Source organism: Robbsia betulipollinis, assembly GCF_026624755.1.
GTDB classification, from domain to species: domain Bacteria; phylum Pseudomonadota; class Gammaproteobacteria; order Burkholderiales; family Burkholderiaceae; genus Robbsia; species Robbsia betulipollinis.
This window is the reverse complement of sequence record NZ_JAPMXC010000001.1, coordinates 2,262,856-2,280,381: the sequence shown is the minus strand read 5'-3', so window position 1 is coordinate 2,280,381 and position 17,526 is coordinate 2,262,856. Positions and strand designations below refer to the sequence as shown.

The following is a 17,526-nucleotide window of genomic DNA, read 5'->3' as shown; positions in this document are numbered from 1 at the left end:
AGCGAGGTTGCAAGCGAAGTTGCAAGCGCCGCGCCCGCCGTGCGCCGGCGCCACGCCCGGACGTTACGCTGTTTCGAGAACATCGCCATCAATGCGTCCCCGCGCCGCACAGATTCGACCAGGCCGGTTGCAACCGGCCGCGCGAGGTGAACTGAAACCGGCCGTCGGCCGCGCCCTCCCCGAACAGGACCAGCACGCTATCGTAATAGCCCAGCGGCCCGTGCGACGCCAGTTCGGCGACCCGACCCCGCAACGCCGCGAAGGCCGGGCCCGCGCCATTGGCGCGCAGATACGGCAGCAAGGCCGCCGAGAAACCGAGCGGCGCGTTGCCCGTGCCGATCCCCGACAGCGTGGCGACCTTCTCGGGCAACTGGCCGTTACGGGCCAGCGCCGCCTGCATGCCGCCCAGCGCGGCGCGCAGCGGCGCGGACGCCGGGTCCGCGGGCGCGGTGAGCCCAGCCCAGAGATAGACGCGGATCGCGTCGTAGCTGCCGACGTCCCCGTTGACCGGGTCGACGACGAAGCCCTTGCCTTGCTGGTACCCGGCCCAGTCGGGCGCGAAGCCGCGTGGACTGGTCGCCTGCACGAACCGGACGGTGTTCGCGGCGATGCGCTGCCACGGGCCGCCCGGATCGAGTTGCGCCGCTACCCGCAGGAGGGGAATCGGCAGGTAGCTCGGGTTGAGCCGCCAGAGGTCCGCCGCCAGCGCGAAACCGTTCGGCCCGGGCGCCAGCATCGCGCCGAAATCCGGCAAATCGAATACCTCGCGGCTGCCGATCTGCGCCACCAGCGCACGCGCGAGCGAGGTATAACGCGGTTCGCGCCAGAGCCGGCCCGCTTCGGCGAGATCGTAGGCGATCCAGAGATCCGCATCGGCCGCGGCGTTCGGGTCGAGCACGCCGTACTTCCCGTCGCGCCCCGCGCCCCAGCGCCACGCCGGCAGACGCGTGCGCAGATCGCCGCCCGCGAGATTCGACTGGGTCCAGCCGAGGATGCGCTCGAACGTCGAGCGATCGTTGTTGACGAGCGCGAAGAACATGCCGTACGACTGCCCCTCGGAAGTGGTCTGCGCGGGCGGGCCGATATCGATGACGCGGCCGTCCGCCTGGACATGGCCGCGGATGAAGGCATCGAGCCGCGGCCAGTTGCACGCGCCGGCCGGCACCGCCGGTGCGGGGGCGTCGGCACCGGCACGCATGGCGCGCGGCGCGCGCGTGCCGGCCGTCGCGACGGACGTCGTACCGCCGGCCGCGCCCGCGGCGCTACCGTTGCCCGCGCCATTCGCCGGCGTCGCGGCGGTTTCATTGGCGCCCTGCGGCCCGGCGGCCTGCGCGTGGGCGTTGCCCGCGAGCAGCACGCCGCCCAGCATGCCCCCGGCAAGCAGCGGTGCGGCAAGCCCGCACAGGCCGAACAGCATACGGGCCAGACGGTGGACAGGTCTGGCGGGGCGAGGTGCGGCGCGAGCGGACGGGTTCTTCATCTTGTGCGCTTACTTCTTCAGTCGACGCGCCGCGATGCGTCGCAGCATTCGGTACAGCAGGGCCGCGATCACGACGGCAAGCACCAGGGCGGCGAGCGCGAGCAGCAAGGGATGCGCGGACAGGACCCAGTGCAGGTATTCGAGCGGCGGCAAGGCGCCCACATAGTACACGTCGCCGCTCGCGATGCTGGACACGGTGCGCGCGTGGACGATCGCCAGACCGCCCTGGAGCTGTTTGACCAGATCCGCGTCCATCAGCACGTCGAGCAGTTCGGCGTGGTTCTGCGGGGTCGAACCGATCAGCGCGACCACGCTGCGTCCGTTCTTCAGCGGCGACTCGAACCCCATCACCACCGCGTCTCCCATGCCGCCGCCGCTCAGCGACAGATGCGCGTGGCGCGGTCCGAGCACGGTACGGTCGGTACCGTGCCACCAGTCGAGCAGGCCGAAGGCGAAATCGGAGACATTGAAGGTGTCGGTCGACGCGCTGGCCGAGAACGGCATGCTGTCCGCCCAGCCCTGCAGCAGCGACAGGTTCGAGGGCGCGCCGATCAGCAACAGATCCTTGTCGGCCACCGTCTTCACGTCCGCCGCGCGCGCGAGCGTCACGCCCAGCGCCGGGTAGCCGGTGGAGGCGCCCATCATGCCGAGCGCGGCGAGATAGGTGCCGTAGTCGCTCGCGCTCGGGCTGTCGGGCAGCACCACCGCCGTCTCGGAAAGATCCGCCATCCGCGTGAAGGGAAAGCCGCCGTTGCCGAAGGCGGCGAGATCGGGCATCGCGATGTAGTGCGGGAACGACGACAGGTCGAGCGTCGAGTTCGGATCGATCGCGCCGCGCACGTTGTCGAGCGGCACGTCCTTGCAGGCGCCGTTCTTCACGTAGTCGTAGTAGTAATGGAACTGCATCTGGCTTTGCGACGGCAGCAGATAGCTCGGGATCGCGAGGTCGACCGCGCGCGATACGGTACCGTCCGCCGCGACCGAACCGGTCAGCGCGTCCAGACTCACCCCCCCGGCGGCATAGGTGGGAATCCGCAGCGATGCCACGAAGTTGTCGTTGACGCTGATGTTCAGCGTGGATTTGTCCGCGCTCGGACGCGGCGTGAAGCGGTAGATCAGATGCAGCGGCACGCCGTTCGTGCGCCATGCGAACAGATCGGGCGGCAGGCGCAGGTTGAGCCGGATCAGATCGGGGTTGTAGCCCGACACGCCCAGCCCGCTCAGCGCATTGAGTTCGCCAAAACGCACCGCGCGGTCGCTCGGCACCCAGTTCGGCGCATCGTAGGGTTTGCGCGGCTCGACGCCCTTGAGCGCGGTCACGGTGACGCTCTGGCCATTGAGCGAGATCCGGCCCAGCGCGAGCGCCGTTGCCGCGGTTTTCAGTTCGTTCGCGTCGCGGCCCAGCACCAGCAGCAGGCGCGCCTTCGGATCGTTGGGCTGGGTGGCGATCGCGATCGTCGGCCCCTGGATCACGGGCAGCGTCAGGCCCGCGGGCCGTTCGTCGCTGGTGGCGAACACCACCGCGTTGCCCGTGGCGGGCAACGCGTTCAACTGCGCGGGGAACACGGCCCCCCGATACCCGGCGAGCGAACCGAACCATGAGGACACGATTCCCGCCGCTTCCAGCGTCGCATTGCCCGGCGTTGCGCCGAAGACGAACGGCAACTGCAGGCGGCGGATGTCGCGCCGGTCGAAGAACGGCAGCGGCAAGGCGCTGAGATCGTTGGCCTGGGGCAAGGAGGCGACGGTGAGTTCGAGCGAACTCGCGTTCGACAGGTTCGCCCAGAGCGAGGAGTGCGCCGGGTCCTCGCACTGCATCGTGTAATGTCCGATCAACTGGATCGACAACTGGTTGAAATCGGTCACCATCCGCGGCTCGATCGGAATGTCGCGGGTCACCGGCATGCCGGCCTGCTCCTTGGGCAGAGGTACGGTGGCCGCCACCACGCCGTTGACCATCACCTTCAGATGCGACAGATTGGTGATCAGCGCCGGCGAATAGCTATAGACCAGGTGCAGTCTCGCACCGGTGACGATCTCGTCGCTGCGCACCGCGAACGGCACGCCGACCGTGCCGTCGGTGCCGCGCAGTTCGGGCGGATACAGAATGCCGAGCTGTCTGAAGCTCAACACGTAACGACGCCCGCCATTGGGCAGGACCTCGCCCGCGTCGGCAGTGGTCAGCGTGCGGTTCGGATCGGCAGCGGGCGCGGGCGCGGTCGCCGCCACGGGCGTAGCCAGGGTCGTCAGCGCAGGGGCGGTACCGTCGGCCGTCGTGCCGGCCGCGGCGAGCGCACCGGGGGTGGCGCCAGGGATCGCGGCCGGGCTGGCAAGCGTGACGGCGGTGCCCGCCGCGGCAGGGGGCGCGGCCCGGGAACCCAGCGGCGCGAGCAGCAGACCCGGCATCGTCATGGCCAGCACGCAGGCTTTGACGAACGCCCTGCCGCGGCCGCGATGCGAAGAAGACGGCACGTGGTGATCGGCACTACCCATATCAGCTTCCGGAATCCATGTTCGCGTTGGCGGGTGCGATTTTTCCCGTTCGTATTCTTCTGATATCCCTGCCGACATGGCGGAAGAGATGGTAAAACCCCCGGAAGCCGGCCCCCAGCACATGGGCGAGCCCGCGCAGCGGCGCATCGCGCTTGCGCCCCTCGGACCAATCGGTCCAGGCATCGGCGCGCGCGAACGTGCACTGCACGAGGTCGATTTCCTGTTCGAGCGACAGTTCGTGAAAATGCACGCCGACCCGGTCGTCCCGGCTGAACGCGACCAGCGCCGGGAAGGCGAACTCTTCGTCGCCGCGATACAGCGAGACCGTCACCGCCTCCTGCAACGGCAACTGCGCCGCCGCCGGCAAGCGCAGGCCGAGGCCGCCCTCGGAGTAATCGATCGTCCGGCACGCGATGGTGCGGCCGGTGGACAGGCGCAGCATCGCGCGCAGCGTCATCGTCACGCGGTGCGAATCGCGCACCTGCCGCGCCTCGCTCGCCGCGGCGACCGACGCGCCGAGAAGCAGCATGTTGTACAGCGTCCAGGCGAGATTGAGCAGCGTCGTGTTCACCTCGCTGGTGCTGCCCATGAAGATGCGCACGCAGCCGATCAGAAAACCGATCAGGTTCATGCCGAGCATCAACAGGTAGGGCCGCGAGATGTTCCAGTCGAAATAATCCTCCTCGATCCGGCCGCCCTTCGCGGTCACGTTGAAGGCGCCCAGCTTCGGATTGACCAGCGCCATCAGCGTCGGGCGCATGATGTACCAGGCCAGCACCGATTCATACACCTCCGCCCAGAACGAATGCCGGAACGCGCTCTGCATCCGCGAATTCGTGACGTTCGCATGGAAGATGTGCGGCAGGGCGAACACCGCGATCATCAATGCCGAGGCCTGGATCACGTGCGCGTTCAAAAACAGGAAGAACAGCGGCGCGGTCAGAAACACGATGCGCGGCAGGCCATAGAAAAAGTGCAGCATGGCGTTCGCGTAGCACAACCGCTGTCCGATCTTCAGCCCCTTGCCAAGCAGGGGATTGTCCACCCTGAAGATCTGCGCCATGCCGCGCGCCCAGCGAATGCGCTGACCGATATGGCCGGACAGGCTTTCCGTCGCGAGGCCCGCGGCCTGCGGAATCGAAAGGTAGGCGGTGCTGTAGCCGAGACGATGCAGTTTCAACGCGGTATGCGCGTCCTCGGTGACGGTCTCGATGGCGATGCCGCCGACCTCGAGCGTCGGCGCGCGGCGCAGCACGGCGCATGATCCGCAGAAAAACGCCGCGTTCCATAGGTCGTTGCCGTCCTGTACCAGCCCATAGAACAGCTCGCCTTCGTTGGGCACCTTGCGGAACGTGCCGAGGTTCTTCTCGAACGGATCGGCCGAGAAAAAATGATGCGGCAACTGCATCATCGCCAGCTTCGGGTCCTTCAGGAACCAGCCGAGCGAGATTTGCAGGAAAGAGCGCGTGGGGACGTGATCGCAGTCAAAGACCGCCACGTACTCGCCGTCGGTGATCTTCAGCGCTTCGTTGATATTGCCCGCTTTCGCGTGCCGGTTGTCCGAGCGCGTCGTCCATGTCACGCCCACGCGCTCGCAAAATGCCTTGAAATCCGCGCGCCGCCCGTCGTCGAGCACATGGATGCGCAGCTTGTCGCGTGGATAGTCGAGCGCCATCGCGGCGAAGATCGTCGGCTTGACCACCGACAACGGCTCGTTGTACGTGGGAATGAAGACGTCGACGCTCGGCCAGTCGCGCGTGTCCGGCGGAAGCGGTACGGGCCTGCGCTCCAGCGGCCAGGCCGTCTGAAAATACCCGAGCAGCAGCACGATGACCGCATAGAACTCGGCGCCGAACAGCAGCAGGCCCCCGAGCATGTCGACCGGCGTCTCCCAGGTCAGGGTCTGGGTGATCCGCCAGTACATGTAGCGGATCGACGTCGTGGACGACAGGATGATCATCACCAGCGAGACAAAGCGCCCGGGCCGGTTGCGAAGCGCCAGCGCGGTCGCGAGCGTGATGCCGGCGAAGGTGAGCTGCGCCCGGAAATCGAGCGGCACCGTGACGATGAAGACGAATACCGCGGCGGCGATGGCAGCGATGGCGACGCGTAACGGCGTCGCGTTCCAGAAAGACGCCTCCACCAGACGGCTCGCCCAGCGTTCGAGGCGCGTCGCGGGAGTCGGCGTGGAAGGGGCGGCCGAAGGCGCGTCGGCGGCAGCGGCGTACGGGAGAGAAGACGAAACCGTGCCCGCGCGCTCGGCGGTGTCCGGCGCGTCGGGCCGTGCGTTGCGCGTCGGGCGGAAGATCATGCGACGGTGCCCCGGTCGAGCGCGGCCGCGACCCATTGGGCACAGGCCTTGAAATCCTGCGTCGCCTGGCTCGCGGCGTCGTAATGCAATGCCGTCGTGTCGTAGGCCAGTGCCTCGCTCACCGCCTGATCGAGATGAACGACGCCGGGAAAGAGGCGTTTGCCGAGCGTTGCACGCAGCACCTTCACGACGTCGCGGCCCAGCAGACGCGACGAGTCGACCTGATTGATCACATAGGACACGCCGACGAAATCGGCGCGGTCCGCGCAATAGGCGCCCAGCAGGTTTTCCATCAGCGGGATCGTCGCGCACGAGGCGGCGTCGGCGAGCACCACCGCGAGGGCGAACTGCGCGGTCGACAAGGCCTGGCGCAGATACACCGACGGGCCCGGCGGCGTATCGATGACGACGATGTCGCGCGCCCCGAGTCCGAGCGTCGCCAGATGGTCGCGCAGCCAGTGAGGCCGGGCGTCGATTTCCTGCTCGAAAAGGCGGCGGTCGCCCTCGTTCAGATTGCCATACGGCAGCACGCCGACGTCGCCGACGCCCATGTACAGCGCCGTCTGCCAGGGTTCGCCGCTCAATGTCGCGCGGGCGAGTCCGCCGATGCGTTCCGGCGCCATCCCGAAATGCAGCCGCAGCGCATTCTGCGGGTCGAGATCCACGGTGACGACGCGGCGCCCTCCCAGCGCCAGCGCAGCGGCGAAGTTGGCGGCCAGGGTGGTCTTGCCGACGCCGCCTTTTGCAGAAACCACCGCGACAATTTTCACAGACGGCTCAACCTGGCGAACAGGGAGGTTTTCTGTGGATTGAGGCCGGGTGCCGGGTCCGCCGCAGGTGGCTCCCCGGCAAGTTTGGCGAATACGGCGGACAGGGGACGCGGGCCGGCCGGCGCGGCGTCCCCACGCCGCGCGCGCGACAAGGCGGATGCCGGCGCGGCGCCGGGTGCGGCCATGGACCGCGCATCGCGGGCGCCCGCGATGCTGGCCGCGCCGGCGGCATCCGCCGCGCCGGCCAGTTGCGCCAGGGCCCGCGCGCCGCGATCGGCCGGTGCGCTTTGCGCCGCCGTGACGCCGGGCAAACGCGATCCGGCCGCCATGGCGGCCAACGGCGACGACGCGCGGCCCGCACCCGCGGTTTTGGAGAACAGTGTACGTCCGACGCTGCCGTGCGGAGCCCCCTCCTCGCCGAGCGAGGCTTCGTGGGCTGCCGCGCGCACCGCCTCGAGCGTGACTTCGGGCACGGGCGCGAACGGCGAAACGCCCGCGGCGCGCTCGCGTCCCCGGAGATTGGGCACCGGCGCGCCCTCGACCGGCTGCCGCCCGTCGCGCACCGACGGCGCGACCGCGTGCTCGGCCAGCCGCAGCGATGCCAGCAATGGCCAGCGGGCCTTCGATTCCTCCGCCTGGGCGTCGCGCGACAATTCCTGATACTGCTCGGGCTGGCCGCCAAACTTGCGAAACAGGTTGGATACATCCTCGGATGTGGTCATGCAGCGGCTCCTTGTTTGATTGGCCGTCCGGTGCCGACGCTCAGCGTCCCAGACGGAACTCGAGCACGCCGTCGTCCACGCCCGGCGCTTCGCGCACGCGCAGCACCGGGTCGATCCCCAGCACGCTGAACCAGTGCTGGTAGACGCCCTCGAGAAACGCCGGTGCCCAGCCCGCGCCGCCCTTGCCGAATGCCGCGCGCAGCGGAGCGCAGGCATGACGGATCGCGAGGTAATCGGCGTCGTCCTCGATCGTCACCCAGCCCCAGTCGAGCAGCACCCAGGTCTCGTTGATGGCCTCGGTCAGTTGTTCCAGCGTTTCGCAGGGCGGCAAGGCCGTGGCACGCGCGAAACGCTCGCCGATCCGCGTCATCAGCCCGCGCAACTCCGACGCGCCCAGCTGCTCTTCGAATTCCTCGGCGAGCGCGAGCAGGAACCCACGCCATTGCTTCGAACATTGATGTTCTTCGTAATACCCGAGCATCATCGCTTGCTGATCGACCATAGATCCCTGCCCCCTGTTTCTTGTCGGCGCGGCCCGCCTGCCGGGCGCGACGAGAGGATGTAGTACGCCGTGGTGTAAGCCGGAAGCGCCCGCGATTGTACGGTAACGCACACAGCAGGGCGAAGGCGCGCCCATCATAGCGCATCCATATGTCCCTCCGGTCTTGATTTTAGCGGGATTGAGACAATGTAAATAGTGCGACGATACAACGCGAAAACGGTAATTTTGAGAAAAATACCCGGATGGGCCGCGCATATCCGTCCCGACTGTGGCACGCAGGCGCGTGCCGACGGCAATTGTCCGCGGCCCACCGGGCGGGACCGTCGCGGCGGGATTTGCGGCACAATGGGACAGCAACCTTCTTCTTCGGAACCACCGCCAGATGAGCCCCATTTCGCCTTTATCCGATGCCGCGTCGTCGCCGGTCGCCATCGGCGACCTGCAGGGGTGCCGCGACGCGCTGGACCGGCTGCTCGAAAAAATCGACCGCGACGTGCCGGCATCGGATGGGCAGGGCCGCGCGCCGGCTCCGCTCTGGTTCGCCGGCGACCTGGTCAACCGCGGTCCGGATTCGCTGGGAACCCTGCGCCGCCTGATCGGACTCGGCGAACGCGTCACCGCCGTGCTGGGCAATCACGACCTGCATCTGCTGGGCGTTGCCGCGGGCGCGCGCGCGCTGAAGAAAAACGACACGCTGAGCGACATCCTCGAGGCCCCCGACGCCGAGGCACTGCTGGACTGGGTGCGGCACCGGCCGCTCGCGCATTTCGCCGACGGCATGCTGATGGTCCATGCCGGGGTGTTGCCGCAGTGGGACGTCGATGAAACGCTGGCGCGCGCGCGGGAAGTCGAGAGCGGCCTGCGCAGCGACGACTGGCGCGCCTTCGTCGCCCGCCTGTTCGGGGGCGACGGCACCGCATGGCAGGCGGATTTGACCGGCGACACGCGGCTGCGGGTCATCGCCAACGCGTTGACCCGGCTGCGCTTTTGCAACGCCGACGGCGTCATGGAGTGGAAAGCGAACGGCGGGCTGGATTCGGCATTGCCGGGCTTCATGCCCTGGTTCGACGTGCCCGGCCGGCGCACGGCGGACGTCACCGTGGTTTTCGGCCACTGGGCCGCTCTCGGCCTGATACGCCGCGACCGGCTGCATGGCCTCGACAGCGGCTGCGTCTGGGGCAACGCACTCAGCGCGATCCGCCTCACCCCCGACCCCGGCACGCGCGAACTTTTTCAGGTCCCCTGCGCGAAACGGCCGGTACCTGCGCCGGTCGCCCTCTCCCACAGATCCCCCTGAAAGCAGGCTGCTTACCCTGTCAGCCCAAGGCGGCCGTCATCAACGGGCCGGCAGGCGGGATGATGCGCAACGCCCCCTAGCGCGCCGGGCGCACGCCCGCCTGCAATTCCGCCAGGGCCGCGGCCACCGCCGCATGCGCGGCGACGGCGGCGGCGCGCCGGTCCGGCAGGTCGCGCAGTGGCACGCCGACATGGAGATGCGCGATCAGCGGGGCGCCCGTCAGTACCCGTCGCACCGATTCGCCGAACGTCATGTCGCCGACGAAGGCCGGCGCGAGCGACTGATGTCCGCGCGCGTCCTCATACATCACGCACAGCGGCTGCACCGGCACCCCGGCAGTGACCGCCGCCTGCATCAGGTTCGCATGGAACGGCGCGACGCTGCGCCCGTCGCTGGTCGTCCCCTCGGCGAACACGCAGATCAGGCCGTCGGCGGCGAGCACGCCGGCCAGTTGCTCGACCACCCGTTTCGCATCGCCGCGGCGTTCGCGCCGGATAAAGACGGTGCCCGCCGATTTCACCAGCCAGCCGATCAACGGCCAGCCCTCGATCTCCGCCTTCGCGACGAACGGTGTCGGACGCCAGGCATCGATGACCTGGATATCGAGCCAGGAAACATGGTTCGACACCACCAGCGCGCCCGCGGCGAGCACCTCGCCCTGTGCGTGCACCCGCAGCGTCACGCCGCACAACGCGAGCAGACGCTGCGACCAGGCCCGCACATGGGCCTGCCGACCGGCCGCGTCGGCGCGGCGGTACACGGTGCGCAGCACCAGCATGCCGCGCAGCAGGTGCAGGACCAGACGCGCCCGGGCGAACCGCGCGGGCGGCGCCAGTGGGTGCGCCTGCATGGCGGCGTTCACTGGGACAGGGCCGGCGGCATCGGGCTCTCGTGCCCCGGGCTTTCGTGCCCCGGGCTTTCGTGCCCCGGGCTTTCGTGCCCCGGGCTCTCGTGCCCCGGGCTTTCGTGCCCCGGGCTCTCGTGCCCCGGGCTCTCGTGCCCCGCACGCTCGTACACCCAGCGGCCCGCGACCATCGTCGCCAGCACAGGCGCCGGCAGTTCGAACCCGGCGAAGGGCGTGTTGTGTCCCTGGCTGACGAAGGCGTCAGGCACGACCTGCCAGAAGCCCGCCGGATCGAACAGGCAGAGATCCGCGGCCGCACCGGGCGCCAGCCGGCCCGCCGGCAGCCCCGCGAGCGCCGCCGGAGACGATGTCACCCGCGACAGCGCGTGCGCCAGCGGTATGCCCTGCTCCTGTGCCCACTTGACGCTCAGCGAAAGCAGCAGTTCCAGCCCGCTGGCGCCCGGGCTCGCCTCGCCGAACGGCATGAGCTTTTCGTCGTCGTCGAGCGGGGTGTGATCCGAGCAGATCGCATCGATCGTGCCGTCGCGCAGGCCGGCGTGGATCGCCTCGCGGTCGCGCGTGCCGCGCAGCGGCGGATCGAAGCGATATTGCGCGTCGAAATAGCCGATATCGAGATCGACCAGATGAACGTGATGGATCGTCACGTCGCAGCTTACCTTCAGCCCCTCGGCCTTCGCCGCGCGCACCAGCGCGATACCGGCGGCCGACGACAGATGGCAGAGATGCACCCGCGCGCCGGTGGCGCGAACCAGTTCGAAAATGGTGTGCAGGGCGATCGTCTCGGCCGTCACCGGCACGCCGGAAAGGCCCAGCCGCGAGGCGAACGCGCCGCTCGCGGCCACGCCGCCGGCCGCGAGCGATGCCTCCTGCGGCCGCAGCCAGACGCCATAGCCGTACGTCGTCGCATACTGCAAGGCGCGCAGCAGCACCTTGATGTCGCGCAGCGGCGCGTTCGCCTGCGAAAAGCCGATACAGCCCGACTCGGTCAGCTCGGCCATCTCGGTGATCGCCGCGCCCTCGAGGCGGGTGGTCAGCGCGCCCAGCGGATAGACCCGCACGCCGTTCAGGCCGCGCGCGCGGAACTTCAGCATTTCGACCAGGCCCGGTTCGTCGAGCGGCGGATCGGTGTCGGGCGGGCAGACCAGGCTGGTGACGCCGCCAGCGGCCGCGGCGGCCATCTCCGATTCGAGCGTCGCGCGGTGCTCGTAGCCGGGCTCGCGCAATCGCGCGGACAGATCGACCAGACCGGGCATGACGATCCTGCCGCTGGCGTCGACGATGGTGACATCGTCGCCCGCGAACCCGGGCGGCGCTTCGGTGACACCGGGTTCGTTGCCGGATGGGTCGGCCAGCGCGACGATGCGCCCGTCGGCGATGAACACGTCCTGCCGGCTTTCGGTGTGCGCGACCGTATCGAGCACGGTGCCACCCTTGATATGGATCTTCATTGCGCGTGTGTTTCCGTGCTCTTTAGTCATGATTGCCCGCGACGATGCCCATGACCGCCATGCGCACCGCGATACCGAACGTCACCTGGTCGAGGATCACCGACTGCGGGCCGTCGGCCACGCGCGAATCGATCTCGACGCCCCGGTTCATTGGGCCCGGGTGCATGACGATCGCATCCGGCCGGGCCAATGCCAGCCGCTCCGGGGTCAGGCCCCAGCGCTTGAAATATTCCTGCGCCGAGGGCAGCAGCGCGCCGCTCATCCGCTCGTTCTGCAGACGCAGCATGATGATCACGTCCGCGCCGCGCAAGCCCGCGTCGATATCGTGGAACACCCGCACGCCGAGTTGTTCGAGGCCCGCCGGCAGCAAGGTGCGCGGCCCGACGGCCCGTACTTCCGGCACGCCCAGCGTGGTCAGCGCGTGAATGTCCGAACGCGCCACCCGCGAATGCAGGATGTCGCCGACGATGGCGACCGTCAGGCCGGTGAAATCGCGCTTGTAGTGGCGGATCGTGTACATGTCGAGCAGGCCCTGCGTCGGATGGGCATGACGCCCGTCGCCGGCATTGATCACGTGGACGTGCGGCGCACAGTGTTTGGCGATCAAAAACGGCGCGCCGCTCTCGGCATGACGAACCACGAACATGTCGGCATGCATTGCCGAGAGGTTGTTGATCGTGTCGAGCAGGGATTCGCCCTTGCTGGTGGACGACGCGTTGATGTTCAGGTTCAGCACGTCCGCCGACAGGCGTTTCGCGGCGATCTCGAAGGTCGTGCGGGTGCGGGTCGAATTCTCGAAAAAGAGATTGAAGACCGACTTGCCGCGCAGCAGCGGCACCTTCTTGACCTCGCGCTCGGTGACGCCGACGAACTGTTCGGCGGTATCGAGGATGTGCGTGACGATGGCGCGCGGCAATCCTTCGATCGTCAGCAGGTGCTTGAGTTCGCCGTTGCGCGTGAGTTGCGGATTGCCGGCGCGCGCCGATGCGCGCAGCACGGCCGGCGCGCGCGAGGCGGCGGGCTCGGCGGGCGAAGCCGCATGGGGATTATTCATGGGTGAAGGACTCGAAACGGTGACGGGTGCGGTACATCGAAGCGCGATGAAGAAAAAAAGCGGAAGCCGGGACGGCGGCGGAAGCCATGGCGGACGCTATCCGGCCGTGCGGCGCGCCAGGTCGAATCCGAAACCGCCCGCGTCGTCGCGCGTCATGACCAGGGACTGCGCCGCCTCCAGCGCGATCCGCGTGGCCGCGAAACGCGCCTCGATCGGCAGTTCCCGGGCGCCCCGGTCCACCAGCACGCCCAGCTCCACCGAAGCGGGCCGGCCGTAATCGTACAACTCATTGATGGCCGCGCGAATCGTCCGTCCCGTATGCACGACGTCGTCGAGCAGCAGGATGTGGCGGCCGGCGATGTCGAACGGCAGATGCGTCGGACTGGATTGCGCGTGCAAGCCCTTGCTGGCGAAATCGTCCCGGTGCAGCGATACGTTGACCACGCCGTAGCGCACGGGATCGTCCGGAGCGACGGCGGCGCCCGCCGCCGGCATACGCATCAGATCGGACGCGAGACGTTCGGCCAGCCAGGCACCGCCACTATAGATTCCCACCACCGCGATGCCCTCGCGCGTGCCAAGCGACGGCCCGTAGGCGTCGACCAGTTGCGCGAAAAGCGTGCGATAGAGCGCCTCGGCGTCAAGCGTGTGCATAGTCGTCCAGATATTGTTGCAGAATGATTCGCGCGGCTTCGTCGTCGATCGCCGTACCGGGCCCGGGCCGCCGCGCGCCTCGCTGGGGCGCACGACGCGGGACATTGCCGTCCCGCGCGGCCACCGAGGAGTAACGCTCGTCCACCCAGACCACCGGCAGATCGAAGCGGCCGTTCAACTGGTTGCCGAAGCGGCGGGCGAGCTGGGTCATCGCGTGCGGCGCGCCGTCCGGATGACACGGCAGACCGACGATCAGCGTGTCCGGCTGCCAGGCGGCGATCAACTTGCCGATCTCGTCGAAGCGATACTGCCGGTCGCGGTTCTCGACGATGCCGAGCGCGCGGGCCGAACCGGTCAGCGAATTGCCGATCGCCACGCCGATGCGTTTCTCGCCGTAGTCGAATCCCAGCAGCACCGAAGCGGCCGGGCGCGGGGCCGCGCCCCGCGCGAGGTCGCGGCCCGCTTCCGTCCCGGGCGTGCTTCCCGGCGCCTCGGGCGTGCCCGCGGCCGCTTCAGGCGTGACCGGCTTCACCCGACAACATCGTCAGCGACACGCCGAGGAGCCCGAGCGCCGCTTCGAGACGCTGCTCGGCCGGCACGTCGAACACGATGCTCGGATCGGCATCGACGGTCAGCCAGCCATTGCGCGCGATCTCGTCCTCGAGCTGTCCGGCGGCCCAGCCGGCATGACCGAGCGTCAGCAGGAACTTCTTCGGCCCCTGCCCGCTCGCGACCGCCTCGAGCACGTCTTTCGACGTGGTCATCTCCAGCCCCCCCGGCACGACCATCGACGAGGTGTAGTCGCCGGCGGCCTCGTGCAGAACGAAGCCGCGCTCGGTCTGCACCGGGCCGCCAAAGTACACTGGCAGCGAGGACAGCGTCGCGCTCTCGAGCTTCAGATCGATGCGTTCGAACAGCGATTTCATATCGATGTCGGTCGGCCGGTTGATCACCAGGCCGAGCGCGCCCTGCTCGGTATGCTCACAGCAATAGACGACCGTACCCGCAAACGTCGAGTCCGCCATGCCGGGCATGGCGATCAGAAACTGGTTGGTGAGGTTGATGCGATCGGCGGGTGTCTTGGACATAATGCAATCTTAGCAAATACACGGTGGTGGCATGCCCGAATTCAGTAACGCCTTGATGTGGTTCCGGCGCGATCTCCGCACCCGCGACCACACTGCACTTTACCACGCACTGCGCGCGGCCAGACAGGTGCACTGCCTGTTCGTTTTCGACCCGGCGCTCCTCGCCCCGCTGCCCGCGGACGACCGGCGCGTCGCCTTCATCCATGCGTCGCTCGCGGCGCTGGGCGAGGCGCTGCATGCCGCCGGAGGTCAGCTCTGGATCGCACGGGGCGACCCCGCCGCCGCGGTACCCGCCGCCGTCCGGGCACTGGGCGCGGACGCCCTTTTCTTCAACCACGACTACGAACCGGCCGCACGCCGGCGCGACGCGACGATCACCGCGGCCCTGACAGCAGAAGGCTGTGCCGTGCGCAGCTTCAAGGACCAGGCGATCCTCGAACGCGACGAGGTGCTGACAGGCAGCCGTCGCCCCTACAGCGTGTTTACGCCCTACAAGCGCTCCTGGCTGCAAACCGCCGCAAGCGCCCGGGCGTTCGACCCCTGGCCGTCGGAACGGCATCTCGACCGCCTCGCGCCGCGCGCCGGCGTGGTGCCGGACGCCGCGTCGACGGACGCCGCGTGCGACTTCCTGGCCCCCCGCCTGCCGACGCTCGCCGAACTCGGTTTCGCCGCCGCCCGCGCGCCCACCGCGGGCGGCGAGGAGGCGGCGCTACGGATGCTGGAGGATTTCGAGCCGCGCATCGACGATTACCACCGCACCCGTGACTTCCCTGGCCTCGCCGCCACCAGCGGGCTGTCGGTGCATCTGCGGCACGGCACCCTCTCGGTCCGCGCGCTGGCCCGCACCGCCTATGCCGCCGCGCAATCCGCGCGCGCACGCGCCGGTGCCGAGACCTGGCTATCCGAACTCGCCTGGCGGGATTTCTTCTTCCAGGTGCTGCACCATCACCCGCGGCTGGTCGAGAAGGACGAACACCGCGCCTTTCGCCCGGAGTACGACGCGATCCAGTGGGAGACGGGAGATGCCGCGGACGACGACTTCGCGGCATGGTGCGAGGCACGCACCGGCTATCCGCTGGTCGACGCGGCGATGCGGCAGATCAATCAGACGGGATTCATGCACAACCGCCTGCGGATGGTGGTCGCGACCTTCCTCTGCAAGGATCTGGGCGTGGACTGGCGACGCGGCGAGGCCTATTTCGCCCGTCAGCTGAACGACTTCGACCTGTCGGCGAACAACGGCAACTGGCAATGGGCGGCGTCCAGCGGCTGCGATGCGCAACCCTGGTTCCGCATCTTCAACCCGCTGACGCAATCCGCCAAATTCGATGCCGACGGCACCTTCATCCGCCGTTACGTGCCTGAACTGGCCGCACTGGACAATACGGCGATCCACGCCCCCTGGCTCGCCAAAGCCGGCGTCCTCGCTCGCGCGGGAATCGAACTCGGCCGCGACTATCCTCACCCGCTGGTCGATCACGCGCTGGCGCGGGAACGGACGCTGGAACGCTATGCGGTCGTCAAATCCGCCCGTGCGCGCGACGCGGTGCCCGACGCGACAGCGGACGAGAGCGGAGACGGAGACGACTGATCAGATCTGCACCATCTCGAAATCTTCCTTGCGGGCGCCGCATTCCGGGCAGGTCCAATTGATCGGTACGTCTTCCCAACGCGTTCCCGGAGCGATGCCTTCCTCGGGCAGGCCGGCTTCTTCGTCGTACATCCAGCCGCAAATGAGGCACATCCAGTTCTGATATTCCATTCTCTCGATGCGTCGCATGACGATCCGTTACAATATGAACTGTGATGGTACCGTTTCGGCGCGCCGCTGAGAAGCCGCCCACGTCAAACATTCGTCGCAAAAAAAGATAAACGGACCTCTATTTTCCTTCATGACCAGCGACGCTCCTCCGATTGTGCTGACTTTCGGGATTTCCGACCCGACGGGTGCTTCCGGCATCCAGGCCGATTTGCTGACTTTGGCCAGCATGGGTTGCCATGGCGTCACCGTATTGACGGGTTATGCCGCGCGCGATTCGCTGGACAGCGGCGAACTGATCTCGGTCGATCCGGAGCGCGTCGCCAGCCAGGCGCGGATGCTGCTCGAGGATATGCCGGTCGCGGCGTTCAAGATCGGCGCCACGACACGCGCGGAGATCGTCAGCGCGATCGCCGAGGTGGTCGCCGACTACGATGACGTGCCGTTGATCGTGTGCCCGGACTTCACGCTGGACGACGAGCACGTGCTCGCAGGCGATGACCTGCGCGAGGCGATCGCCGAGTTGCTCGCGCCGCAGACGTCGGTGATGGTGGCGGACCGCAGCATGGTGCTGCAGTTGATGCAGTCGGACAGCGAGGGCGACGCCCCCACCCTCGAGCAGGCGGTCGCACAGCTGGTCGAAGACGGGTGCGAGTACCTGCTGCTGAGCGAGCATACCGCCGGGCGGTATATCAACACCCTGTTCGGCGAGGAAGGCGAGATCCGCCAGGATGTGTTCCTGCGGGATCCGCAGCCGATGCTGGGCATCGGCGACACGCTGGCGTCGGCGATCGCGGCGCTGCTGGCCACCGGCATGACGCCGCCCGATGCGGTGCGCGAGGCGCAGAACTATCTCTACCAGGCGGTGCGCGCCGCGTTTCGGCCCGGCATGGGGGCCTACATACCGCAACGTATGTTCTGGGCGCACCGTCATGCCGGGGCCGATGCACCGCCGATGGCCGGCATCATCGCCGACCCGGGCGGCACGGCCCTGCCTTCGGTCCGTCACTAGCCACGGCCCGTCACGCGCGGCGCCAGGCTGTCGGGCGGTCCGCTTCCGGTCCTTGCGCCGCACACGACGAA

At 68.3% G+C, this 17,526-nt stretch carries 15 protein-coding genes and 1 pseudogene; 3 read left to right on the top strand and 13 right to left on the bottom strand.

Annotation, left to right across the window (positions count from 1 at the left end; translation table 11 throughout):
- Window positions 1-88: 88 nt before the first annotated feature.
- From bcsZ to bcsD, 6 genes are read right to left on the bottom strand one after another with little or no spacing between them, the layout of a single operon-like run.
- Window positions 89-1,480: a cellulose synthase complex periplasmic endoglucanase BcsZ gene (gene bcsZ, locus OVY01_RS09940; RefSeq protein ID WP_267847282.1), complete on the bottom strand. Its 1,392-nt coding sequence runs from the start codon at window positions 1,478-1,480 to the stop codon at window positions 89-91.
- A 9-nt stretch (window positions 1,481-1,489) separates the two neighbouring features.
- Complete coding sequence (bcsB, locus tag OVY01_RS09935; protein ID WP_267847281.1) at window positions 1,490-3,973, bottom strand: cellulose biosynthesis cyclic di-GMP-binding regulatory protein BcsB; 2,484 nt, start codon at window positions 3,971-3,973, stop codon at window positions 1,490-1,492.
- Between the two features lies 1 nt (window position 3,974).
- Window positions 3,975-6,284: a UDP-forming cellulose synthase catalytic subunit gene (bcsA, locus tag OVY01_RS09930; RefSeq protein WP_267847280.1), complete on the bottom strand. Its 2,310-nt coding sequence runs from the start codon at window positions 6,282-6,284 to the stop codon at window positions 3,975-3,977.
- Window positions 6,281-7,054 (bottom strand): cellulose biosynthesis protein BcsQ, encoded by a 774-nt coding sequence (gene bcsQ / locus OVY01_RS09925; RefSeq protein WP_267847279.1) that lies wholly within the window; start codon window positions 7,052-7,054, stop codon window positions 6,281-6,283. Before bcsQ ends, bcsA begins: the two co-directional genes overlap by 4 nt.
- A complete protein-coding gene (gene bcsP, locus OVY01_RS09920; RefSeq protein ID WP_267847278.1) occupies window positions 7,051-7,776 on the bottom strand; it encodes a cellulose biosynthesis protein BcsP in 726 nt (241 codons plus the stop codon). Before bcsP ends, bcsQ begins: the two co-directional genes overlap by 4 nt.
- A 40-nt stretch (window positions 7,777-7,816) precedes the next feature.
- Window positions 7,817-8,278, bottom strand: coding sequence for a cellulose biosynthesis protein BcsD (gene bcsD / locus OVY01_RS09915; RefSeq protein ID WP_267847277.1), 462 nt, complete (start codon window positions 8,276-8,278; stop codon window positions 7,817-7,819).
- A gap of 382 nt (window positions 8,279-8,660) precedes the next feature.
- Between bcsD and OVY01_RS09910 the strand changes: the two genes are divergently transcribed.
- The gene (locus OVY01_RS09910) at window positions 8,661-9,575 is read left to right on the top strand and encodes a symmetrical bis(5'-nucleosyl)-tetraphosphatase (RefSeq protein ID WP_267847276.1); all 915 of its coding nucleotides are present in this window, start codon (window positions 8,661-8,663) and stop codon (window positions 9,573-9,575) included.
- A 76-nt stretch (window positions 9,576-9,651) separates the two neighbouring features.
- Here the strand turns inward: OVY01_RS09910 and OVY01_RS09905 are convergent, their stop codons facing one another.
- From OVY01_RS09905 to OVY01_RS09880, 6 genes and pseudogenes are all read right to left on the bottom strand, one after another.
- Window positions 9,652-10,425 carry a lysophospholipid acyltransferase family protein gene (locus tag OVY01_RS09905; protein WP_267847275.1) on the bottom strand — a complete coding sequence of 258 codons (774 nt, stop codon included), beginning with the start codon at window positions 10,423-10,425 and terminating at the stop codon, window positions 9,652-9,654.
- 155 nt (window positions 10,426-10,580) lie between these two features.
- Window positions 10,581-11,888, bottom strand: a pseudogene (locus OVY01_RS09900) (dihydroorotase); the annotation flags it as partial.
- 22 nt (window positions 11,889-11,910) lie between these two features.
- Window positions 11,911-12,942 carry an aspartate carbamoyltransferase catalytic subunit gene (locus OVY01_RS09895; protein ID WP_432422204.1) on the bottom strand — a complete coding sequence of 344 codons (1,032 nt, stop codon included), beginning with the start codon at window positions 12,940-12,942 and terminating at the stop codon, window positions 11,911-11,913.
- Window positions 12,943-13,038: 96 nt separating this feature from the next.
- On the bottom strand, window positions 13,039-13,596 hold the full coding sequence (gene pyrR, locus OVY01_RS09890) for a bifunctional pyr operon transcriptional regulator/uracil phosphoribosyltransferase PyrR (protein ID WP_267847274.1): 558 nt from the start codon (window positions 13,594-13,596) through the stop codon (window positions 13,039-13,041).
- Window positions 13,583-14,011: a Holliday junction resolvase RuvX gene (gene ruvX, locus OVY01_RS09885; RefSeq protein ID WP_267847735.1), complete on the bottom strand. Its 429-nt coding sequence runs from the start codon at window positions 14,009-14,011 to the stop codon at window positions 13,583-13,585. Before ruvX ends, pyrR begins: the two co-directional genes overlap by 14 nt.
- Before the next feature lie 97 nt (window positions 14,012-14,108).
- Entirely contained in the window at window positions 14,109-14,684 is a 576-nt protein-coding gene (locus OVY01_RS09880; protein WP_267847273.1) for a YqgE/AlgH family protein, read from the bottom strand.
- Window positions 14,685-14,715: 31 nt separating this feature from the next.
- Here OVY01_RS09880 and OVY01_RS09875 point away from each other — a divergent pair, with 31 nt between their 5' ends.
- Window positions 14,716-16,275: a cryptochrome/photolyase family protein gene (locus tag OVY01_RS09875; RefSeq protein ID WP_267847272.1), complete on the top strand. Its 1,560-nt coding sequence runs from the start codon at window positions 14,716-14,718 to the stop codon at window positions 16,273-16,275.
- Here the strand turns inward: OVY01_RS09875 and OVY01_RS09870 are convergent, their stop codons facing one another.
- Window positions 16,276-16,446 carry a rubredoxin gene (locus tag OVY01_RS09870; RefSeq protein WP_267847734.1) on the bottom strand — a complete coding sequence of 57 codons (171 nt, stop codon included), beginning with the start codon at window positions 16,444-16,446 and terminating at the stop codon, window positions 16,276-16,278.
- Between the two features lie 130 nt (window positions 16,447-16,576).
- Here OVY01_RS09870 and thiD point away from each other — a divergent pair, with 130 nt between their 5' ends.
- Window positions 16,577-17,455: a bifunctional hydroxymethylpyrimidine kinase/phosphomethylpyrimidine kinase gene (thiD, locus tag OVY01_RS09865; RefSeq protein WP_267847271.1), complete on the top strand. Its 879-nt coding sequence runs from the start codon at window positions 16,577-16,579 to the stop codon at window positions 17,453-17,455.
- The last annotated feature ends 71 nt before the right edge of the window (window positions 17,456-17,526 follow it).

What these genes read in the sequence shown, in the direction of transcription:
- OVY01_RS09875 (WP_267847272.1), top strand. Translation starts at nt 14,716, where the DNA reads ATGCCCGAATTCAGTAACGCCTTGATGTGGTTCCGGCGCGATCTCCGC.
- bcsB (WP_267847281.1), bottom strand. Translation starts at nt 3,973, where the DNA reads ATGGGTAGTGCCGATCACCACGTGCCGTCTTCTTCGCATCGCGGCCGC.
- OVY01_RS09870 (WP_267847734.1), bottom strand. Translation starts at nt 16,446, where the DNA reads ATGGAATATCAGAACTGGATGTGCCTCATTTGCGGCTGGATGTACGAC.
- OVY01_RS09880 (WP_267847273.1), bottom strand. Translation starts at nt 14,684, where the DNA reads ATGTCCAAGACACCCGCCGATCGCATCAACCTCACCAACCAGTTTCTG.
- OVY01_RS09895 (WP_432422204.1), bottom strand. Translation starts at nt 12,942, where the DNA reads ATGAATAATCCCCATGCGGCTTCGCCCGCCGAGCCCGCCGCCTCGCGC.
- bcsA (WP_267847280.1), bottom strand. Translation starts at nt 6,284, where the DNA reads ATGATCTTCCGCCCGACGCGCAACGCACGGCCCGACGCGCCGGACACC.
- bcsP (WP_267847278.1), bottom strand. Translation starts at nt 7,776, where the DNA reads ATGACCACATCCGAGGATGTATCCAACCTGTTTCGCAAGTTTGGCGGC.
- pyrR (WP_267847274.1), bottom strand. Translation starts at nt 13,596, where the DNA reads ATGCACACGCTTGACGCCGAGGCGCTCTATCGCACGCTTTTCGCGCAA.
- OVY01_RS09910 (WP_267847276.1), top strand. Translation starts at nt 8,661, where the DNA reads ATGAGCCCCATTTCGCCTTTATCCGATGCCGCGTCGTCGCCGGTCGCC.
- bcsD (WP_267847277.1), bottom strand. Translation starts at nt 8,278, where the DNA reads ATGGTCGATCAGCAAGCGATGATGCTCGGGTATTACGAAGAACATCAA.
- OVY01_RS09905 (WP_267847275.1), bottom strand. Translation starts at nt 10,425, where the DNA reads ATGCAGGCGCACCCACTGGCGCCGCCCGCGCGGTTCGCCCGGGCGCGT.
- thiD (WP_267847271.1), top strand. Translation starts at nt 16,577, where the DNA reads ATGACCAGCGACGCTCCTCCGATTGTGCTGACTTTCGGGATTTCCGAC.
- bcsZ (WP_267847282.1), bottom strand. Translation starts at nt 1,480, where the DNA reads ATGAAGAACCCGTCCGCTCGCGCCGCACCTCGCCCCGCCAGACCTGTC.